This window comes from Lacicoccus kunmingensis DSM 17847 (genome assembly GCF_059568765.1).
Genome location: NZ_JCANUC010000040.1, coordinates 1 through 8,534 on the forward strand (window position 1 = coordinate 1; position 8,534 = coordinate 8,534).

8 protein-coding genes are annotated in these 8,534 nt (G+C 43.5%); 5 read left to right on the forward strand and 3 right to left on the reverse strand.

Features of this window, described 5'->3' with window-relative positions; all coding sequences use genetic code 11:
- A partial coding sequence (locus tag BO48_RS16485) for an IS256 family transposase (RefSeq protein WP_496368622.1) occupies positions 1 to 1,073 on the forward strand: 1,073 nt, incomplete at its 5' end.
- A 197-nt stretch (positions 1,074 to 1,270) separates the two neighbouring features.
- Here BO48_RS16485 and BO48_RS16490 read toward each other — a convergent pair.
- Entirely contained in the window at positions 1,271 to 2,530 is a 1,260-nt protein-coding gene (locus BO48_RS16490) for an amidohydrolase family protein (protein ID WP_496369186.1), read from the reverse strand.
- 109 nt (positions 2,531 to 2,639) lie between these two features.
- Here BO48_RS16490 and BO48_RS16495 point away from each other — a divergent pair, with 109 nt between their 5' ends.
- Positions 2,640 to 3,050 (forward strand): hypothetical protein, encoded by a 411-nt coding sequence (locus BO48_RS16495; RefSeq protein ID WP_496369188.1) that lies wholly within the window; start codon positions 2,640 to 2,642, stop codon positions 3,048 to 3,050.
- A gap of 42 nt (positions 3,051 to 3,092) precedes the next feature.
- On the opposite strand, the gene BO48_RS16500 is transcribed toward BO48_RS16495, so the two are convergent.
- Positions 3,093 to 3,695: a CPBP family intramembrane glutamic endopeptidase gene (locus tag BO48_RS16500; RefSeq protein ID WP_496369190.1), complete on the reverse strand. Its 603-nt coding sequence runs from the start codon at positions 3,693 to 3,695 to the stop codon at positions 3,093 to 3,095.
- 123 nt (positions 3,696 to 3,818) lie between these two features.
- Between BO48_RS16500 and BO48_RS16505 the strand changes: the two genes are divergently transcribed.
- Positions 3,819 to 4,511, forward strand: coding sequence for a TMEM164-related integral membrane acyltransferase (locus BO48_RS16505; protein ID WP_496369192.1), 693 nt, complete (start codon positions 3,819 to 3,821; stop codon positions 4,509 to 4,511).
- A 229-nt stretch (positions 4,512 to 4,740) separates the two neighbouring features.
- Here BO48_RS16505 and BO48_RS16510 read toward each other — a convergent pair whose 3' ends face one another.
- Positions 4,741 to 5,610, reverse strand: coding sequence for a LysR family transcriptional regulator (locus BO48_RS16510; RefSeq protein ID WP_496369194.1), 870 nt, complete (start codon positions 5,608 to 5,610; stop codon positions 4,741 to 4,743).
- 159 nt (positions 5,611 to 5,769) lie between these two features.
- Here BO48_RS16510 and BO48_RS16515 point away from each other — a divergent pair, with 159 nt between their 5' ends.
- Positions 5,770 to 7,212 (forward strand): MFS transporter, encoded by a 1,443-nt coding sequence (locus BO48_RS16515; RefSeq protein WP_496369196.1) that lies wholly within the window; start codon positions 5,770 to 5,772, stop codon positions 7,210 to 7,212.
- Positions 7,213 to 8,172 carry an agmatinase gene (speB, locus tag BO48_RS16520; RefSeq protein ID WP_496369198.1) on the forward strand — a complete coding sequence of 320 codons (960 nt, stop codon included), beginning with the start codon at positions 7,213 to 7,215 and terminating at the stop codon, positions 8,170 to 8,172. It abuts the gene before it with no gap.
- Positions 8,173 to 8,534: the final 362 nt, after the last annotated feature.

The window sequence follows — 8,534 nt, forward strand, 5'->3', positions numbered from 1 at the left end:
ATGCGTATATGGAAGCCGAGCGGGATGAATTTGTACAGGCCAAGAATCGTGAACGCAGTGAAGATCGTCAGGATATGCGCAATGGTTATTATCAAAGAGACTATAAGCTGCCGGTCGGCCGAATCACTTTGAAAGTGCCGCGCACGCGTTCCGGCGAGTTTTCGACGGAACTGTTTGAACGCTATCAACGCATGGACCAGTCATTGGTCCTGACTTTGATGGAGTCTGTCATCAGCGGTGTTTCGACCCGTAAAGTGACGAAAATCGTGGAAACTTTATGTGGGGAATCAGTGTCCAAATCATTTGTTTCCAGCGTGATGGACCGACTGGATCCGGAAATCGAGGCATTTCAGAATCGTGCCTTACACGCGCAGGATTACGAGTTTCTGTACGTCGATGCCATGTACATCAAAGTCCGTGAAAACCATCGTATCGTGTCAAAGGCGGTGTATATTGCCCAGGCTGTGACCACTGAACATTATCGTGAAATCGTCGGCTTCATGATTTCCGGTGAAGAATCTTTTGAATCCTGGCAAACGTTTTTTCAAGATTTACGTTATCGTGGCATGAATGATCCTAAAATGGTCATATCAGACGCCCATGAGGGCTTAAAGAAAGCGGTGAAGTTTGAATTTAAGGATGCATCATGGCAGCGCTGTACGTTCCACTTTCTTCAAAACATCGTCAAAACCCTGCCGAAAAAAGGCAGTGAGGAAGCACGCAGACTGTTAAAAAGGATATTCAGAGCGGAGTCAATGATGATGGCAGAACAATACAGGGATGAGTTTTTTGAGTATGTCGAGGGGGATTCAAAGTATGAAGACGCTGTCAAGAAGTTGGATGCCGGCTTTCATGATGCCACCCAGTTTTTGACTGAGGCCAAAAAATACCACATCTCTTTAAGAACTTCAAACAGCTTGGAAAGAGTCAATAAAGAGGTCCGCCGGCGCGAAAAAGTCATCAATATTTTCCCGAATCTGGCGGCCGCTGTCCGACTCATTGGTTCAGTACTGATTGATATTGACGAAGCATTTCAATCACCGAGACGAAAATTATTCCAAGCCAACGACTAGAGACCGAAGTGAAAAATTCCCCTCCCCAGCCATGGCTGGGGAGGGAACGCCTCACATATTAGGTAACTGCATACATGTACTATAATCCTTATTACACATAATTATGGACTTGACTGTTCGTTTTGTGATCGAAGCTCCGTTGGAGCGCTATCGGCGCTTCGAAATGAAATCGAAGCGGCGTTAGGAAAATAAAACCGTTATCCCTTCAAAAATTCATTTTCAATTTCATTTTTACGTACCTCGCGTTTGAACAGGTACTCGCCGTTACGCACGGATGACAGCACTTCAGCGCGTTCTCTCACAGCTTCATACGGATCAGCCGCATCGAGTACGATAAAGTTCGCAGGTTTTCCTGTTTCGATACCGTAGCCGCCATAGTCCTCATCGATTCTCATGACGCCGGCACCGTTCACCGTAATCAGATCGAGCGCTTGATTGATCTCGTCAAGATGCGTGTAGTGGGCGAGGTGGATGCCGTTATCAAGAATGTTCATCATATTGCCGTTGCCGAGCGGATACCAGTAATCCGCGATGGAATCCTGCGCGAATGCGACGGTATTGCCGTTCTCAAGCAATTCTTTCACACGTGTCAGGCCGCGGCGTTTCGGGTAGTTGTCACCGCGTCCCTGCAGATGCGCGTTTTCAGTCGGGCATGAGATAAAATTGATTTTAGACGCTTTGAAGAGGCCCATCATTTTATTTGCATAGGAATTTTCGACGGCACCGAAGCTGCACGTATGTGATGCGGTCGTCTTTTCACCGTAGTCTTTTTCCATGACAAGGGCGTTCAGCACTTCTAAAAACCGGCTGTTCGGATCGTCGTTTTCATCACAGTGGATGTCGATCATCACGTCGAACTCGAGCGCCAGGTCGACAATGCGCCGAAGCGATTCCACACCGTGTTCATAGGAAATCTCGAAATGCGGGATACCGCCGACAACGTCAGCACCCATTTCAAGTGCCTCGCGGACGAGTGCTTCGCCGCCTTCATAACGGAAGAACCCTTCCTGAGGGAATGCAACGAGCTGCAGGGTGACAATATCCTTCAACTCCTCACGCAGTTTAATCAGAGCTTTCATGCCGGTCAAGTTCGGGTCCGTCACATCGACATGCGTGCGGATATACTGTACACCGTGGCTGACTTCCTTACGGATGCCTTCCAGAGCGTTTTCGCGGACTTTTTCTTCAGTCAGCTCTTTTTTATTGTCACTCCAGCGCTGGATGCCTTCGAATAAAGTCCCGGAAATATTGGCATTGCCTTCGCCGAGTCCGGAGAAGATATAATCGAGATGCAGGTGCGGGTCGACATATGGCGGAAGGACGAGTCTGCCTTCTAAGTCGATCACTTCATCTGCCTCTCCGAGGTCATTGCCGATGGCCTTGAAGCGGCTGTCTTCGACCAGAATTTCAGTAGATTCCGTGTCGCCATATATATTTGCGTTAACAAATTTCTTCATAAAATTTGCTCCTTTAAATGGTAAATGATTTACATGCCTATTATATCAGAGGCGAAAATTATTTGGGGTGAATAACACATAGTATTATATGCAGATGAATTTAGTTATAATGGATAATAATAAGGGGGACGAGATGATGAAGTATTTCCTGCTTTTCATATTGTTATCGATTAAACTGTCCGGTTGTACGGCAGTGGGGCAATCCGGCGTGGAAGAGACCGACGTGAACGAACTCGACAGCGAACTTAAAGAATATGTGGAGACCGAAGAGGTCAATAATATTATGCATATCGAAGCGGAAGACGGCAACAATCACTATGTCGCATTTTATGCACCGGGAGCGACTGAACTGACGGCAGAGGAGACAGATGACGGATTTCTGGATATAAAGATGGAAAAACCTGAAGATGGTAAAGATGAAATCCTTCACGTCTATGAACTGACTATCGGAAATGAAGTTGAAACGCTGAGATATTATATAAACGGCACGGAAACTCATGTCGAAGCATTGACCCAATAAAAAATGTCACCGGGAAAATAATGATCCCGGTGACATTTTACGTTATAAAATATTTGTCATGAGCATGAATGATGAAGTGATGTTCATCAGACTGTGTATGAGCCAGCTAGGTATAATCGAACCATTTCCGATTCTCTCATTCAAATAACCCATCAGCCATCCGGCGCCGGCAGAAAACACAAAGATGAGAAGGACGAGGAAAGGGTTCAGTAATGTCAGCAGCAGGGCCGCGTGCAGAGCCCCAAAAATCAAGGACTGAATCATATTTCCCGCGTTGAATCCCCACCAGCCGGAAAAGATTTTCAATAAAAACCCCCGGAAAAATAGCTCTTCGGCGAGGCCGGTCTGTATAATCGAATACGCTAAAATAGCGAGCACCGCCTGCAGACTGAAAGAAGAGAAGTGTGCATTCGCAACAAGCGTTCTGTCTCCGATGAAAGAGAGCAGTACGATTCCTGAGATGAGCAGTACTGAAAAGCAGAGGCCGGCATAAATAAGCGCACGGTTTTTATTTTGAAAATGCATTTCTTTGAGACCGATCCACTCGGTGAAACTCCGCTCTTTTCGAATCTGTATCAGCCAGTAAACAAAAGGAATGAGCGCAAAGACGATGAGCTGTATGGCAGCATCCATAACCGATTGCATTAAAATGATTCATCACATACTTTCTGTATCATTGTGTGAAGTATACTAAAAATAATATGGATAAACGATCATTATGTAATATAATAACTATTATTACATGGGAGCAGGAAGGAGTGCAGAATCATGACCGAGTACGGCGACTACATCACATTATTCAATCTGGATCACATCATTTTCATCATTGGACTGATCATTATCGGTGCCGCGCTTTTCATAAAAAGGGATACCGTGAAAGAACACAGACGAAAAATCACTGTGGTGATACTGATTGTCAGCATCTTCCAGCAGATTCTTCTGTACAGCTCATATTACTTCATTCTGGATTTCGACCTCGGCGAATCACTGCCGCTGCAGATCAGCCGCATCAACACGATACTCGGCATCATCTTCCTGATTACCAAAAATGACAAAGTGTTCAGGATGCTCGCACTGTTCGGCCTGTTTGCATGGCTCAGCTTCCTGTACCCGAGCCGCGTCTACGGCCTCACGCACCCGATCGACTGGAGCTTCTTCATCAACCACCTGGTCACACTGCTCCTGCCGTTTTACGGCATCATCGCCTATAATATGAAAATAAAAACCATGGACAGTCTGAAAGTCTTCCTATGGTTTGTGCTGTATGTTGCCGTTGCATATTTCGTCAATATGCTGACGGACGGCAATTATTTTTATTTGAAACATAAGCCGATTTTTGCCTCGCTGCACGACATTTTCTACATACCGGTATCGCTATTGTTCACTTATGTGCTGTTTCTATTAGGGGAATGGATGTACAAAAAAGTGCAGAAAAAAGTTGCGGGTGCCGGAATCGCATGACTGAGAGTAAAATGAGTGGATCGTGCGGAAAATGCAGTTGTATTCGTACGATCCAGCACAAAAGCACTTATGACGTGCGTTTTTAGTGGATGAATCCGCACGATGGCCTCGATATTGAGTCAAATCATGTGAATCATGACCTGATCATCGCACGACTTCAATCAAGCATTGCAACATCGTGCAAACGCTCAAACTAAAATAACGGACAGAGTCAATACTGAGCTATTTTTTACATAGATAAATAATTCTGAGTCATATTGATACACTCTTCAATCACAGGTGTAAAATGCCGTTCTTTCATGTAGGATAAATACAGATCCGGCCCTGGAAGATCATAATTCACATCCAGACTTTTTACATCATCATCCGTGTAGTTCACTGCATAGATTTTTGGGATGATGGCGATACCCAGGCCTTTTTTGACAAGCCTGACAGCCGTGCCGATGGTATCCACTTTTATCATATTTCTGAAGTCCAGGTCGTTCGTCCTTAAAAACTTGTTCAGTTCATATGAATCTTCTTTGAAAATCAAAGTGCTTTCCTGTAAATTATCCATGTTTGACAGATCCTCATTTTCGACCGGAAAATCTCTGTGAACCAGCAGAGAATAGTAATTTGGTCCGAGATAGATGGATTCCATATCATTGTCCAGATAACTGAGTGGTGCCAAGGCGAAGTGGAGTTGATGCAGTCTCAGCTGGTTGATGATATGCGCGGTATTCCCTTCGGTTAATTTGATGTCAAAGTCATTATTCAATTCCAGGAATATCTCAAATAACTCCGGCACTACTGCTCTGAACAATTCAGTAATGCCGAGTTTCAACTGACCTACACCTTCTTTCCCTATATATTCAACCTCATCTTCCATATTGCTGTATATCGATAAAATCAGTTTTACATGTTTGTGGAATTCGGAACCTGCATCTGTCAATTTGAATACACCATCACTGCGTTCCAACAATTTAAATCCAATCTCTTTTTCCAGTTTGTTCAAAGACATGCTTAAAGAGGGTTGGGAAATATATAAAGAGTTGGCTGCCCAGCTGACTTTGCCATGTTTGACGACTTCATCAAAATACCTCAATTGTTTTATATCCATTTATTAACACCTCCACACTATCAATTTTATTTATACTTCTATAAACTTTATATATTTTTCAAATACAATTATATCACCTATACTGTAATTATCATATGAAACGCTTACATTGGAATTGTAATTACATATTCTACTAAATCTTTAGTAGGGAGGAACAAAATGACAGCATCAGGAAGTAAAGCAAATTTATATATAGTGGGTATTGTATTGGCGGTTCTGACTTTCTGGCTATTTGCTCAATCGATGATAAACATCATCCCGTCAATGAGCGAAGATATGGGTGTCTCACTAGGCACTTTAAATATCGCAACAAGTTTGACTTCACTATTTTCAGGGTTGTTCATCGTTGTGGCTGGGGGAATATCCGACAGGTCGGGTCGTAAGAAAATGACGTTTGTCGGATTGGTTCTCAGCATAGGGGGGAGCCTGCTTGTAATAGTGGCATCTGGGCCATTCATGCTCATCATCGGAAGGGCGATACAGGGTATTTCAGCAGCGTGTATCATGCCTGCGACAATCGCATTGATCAAAACAGCCTTCGATGAAAAAGATCGTCAACGCGCATTGAGTTACTGGTCATTCGGCTCTTGGGGCGGCGGCGGTGTAGCCACGCTAGCGGGGGGGCTGATTGCGACATACATGGGATGGAGATGGATTTTCGTCTTCTCTATCATAGTTGCACTGATTGCAATGTGGATTTTAAGAGATATTGAAGAGAGTAAAGTCAATGATTATAAAAAGGAACCATTCGACTATGTTGGATTCGTAATATTCATATTCATGATACTCGGAATCAACATCATTGTTACCCAGGGGCAGGAACTCGGATGGACGAGTCCGCTGATGATTGGTTTATTCGCGGTAACGGCAATCTTGATCATATCCTTTTTTGTATATGAAAAGAGAAGGAAATATCAGTTTATCGACTTTAACCTATTCAAAATAAAAGCCTATACTGGCGCAGTGACATCAAATTTTTTACAGAACGGCATCGCTGCCACTGTAGTCGTAGCCAATACTTACGTACAGCTCGCACGTGGATTCACGGCTTTTGAGACGGGTTTGCTGACGATTGGTAATATTGTCGCGCTGCTCATAATGATCCGGGTCGGAGAGCGGATGCTTCAGACGATGGGCGCAAGGAAGCCGATGATATGGGCGATTATTATTGCAGCATTCGGAATGAGTCTTGCAGCAATGACATTCTTACCGGATTTTGCTTATATTATTGTAGTATTTGTCGGATTTCTGATTGCCGGTATCGGCATTGGGATGTATGCAACCCCTTCTATCGATACATCGCTTGTACACGTCAGCAATGACAAAGTAGGAATCGCATCAGGTATATACAAAATGGCAAGTTCACTTGGATATTCATTCGGACTGGCAATTTCTACAGCGATTTTCGGTACTGTTGAAATTGTAACGAATAATTATCATATAGCTGGTTCAGCCGGTATGATGACGGCACTTGTTTTCGGAGTGCTATCTATTTGGATTGTGGCCAAGACGATATCATCGGAAGAAGGTCTCAGTAATACTTTACCTATGTCGGAAGCAGAAAAACAAACTAAAAACTTTAAATCACAGGAGGAATTTTAAATGGTTAAACCAGAAGAAAAACAAACTTTAAACTTACCTTTTACAGGTATCAGCACATTCGGGAAATATCCGGTATGTCAAAATATAGATGAGTTGGATGCAGATGTTGCAGTGATCGGTGTGCCGAATGATATGGGTACACAGTGGAAATCAGGTGCCCGTATGGGTCCGAGAGCTGTTCGTGAAGGCTCGACATTATACAGTTTCGGTCTTGAAGGTGCTTATGATATTGAAAATGACATCACTTATCTCGGGCCGAAATGGAATGTCGTAGATTGTGGTGACGTGGACATCGTTCATGGTGACATCATGCAATCGCATGATAATACTGAAGCAATGATACGTAAAATTGTCGATAAAGGTGCGATGCCTGTAATTATGGGCGGAGATCATTCAATTACTGCACCAGTGGGCAAGGGTCTGGAAAAACTTGGACCTTTCCATGTGATTCAAATTGATGCACATCTTGATTGGGCAGACCATCGTTCAGGAATGCGTTATGGACATGGCAACTGTATCAGAAGACTGTCAGAACTTGATCATGTCAAGGATATCTTCCAGTTTGGTATCAGAGGCATCAGCAGCAGTACTAAAGAAGATGTGAAAGCAGCAAAAGATTATGGTTCAACAATACTTTCTCCGAAAGCAATGCGTGAAAAAGGCATTGAAGGATTATTGGAACTGATACCTAAAGGTGAAAAATACTATATTACAATTGACATTGACGGGATCGACCCTTCAATCGCCCCTGGTACAGGCACACCTTCACCGGGCGGATTGTTATATGATGAAGTGAACGATCTGTTAAAAGCAATTTCAGACCACGGAGAAGTCATTGCATTCGACTGTGTAGAGGTTGCGCCACAGTATGATCCGACAGGAATGACAGGACAGACTGCTGCAAGAATCATGCTTGACCTTCTGAGTTATGTGACAAAGAAAAAAGAACTGAACGAATAAGTAAGTTAGATGAAATTTAATATGATACCTGAATTATTCATACTTTTAAACTAAACGTTCAATCTCTACAAATTTTCACTGATGTTTGTTTTTCTTGGTACAAAACGTGCGAATATGCCGAAGTATTGTCGGTGATAATGAAAAAGCATTGAAAACTGGAGACTGAGGCTCATTTTGGACAGACCCCTCCCACAACCGGAGACAGTATCTTTAAAAACTATGTAAGGACTACTCTAGTTGTAACGTCTGTACCCGCCGGAGTACTTTCCAGAAAAACGACTGATACACAAAGCTCGAAGCCAGTTTGAAGTACAGCCGACGGCCGGATTTGACGACCCGGCTGGCCACTTTGATGATGCGTG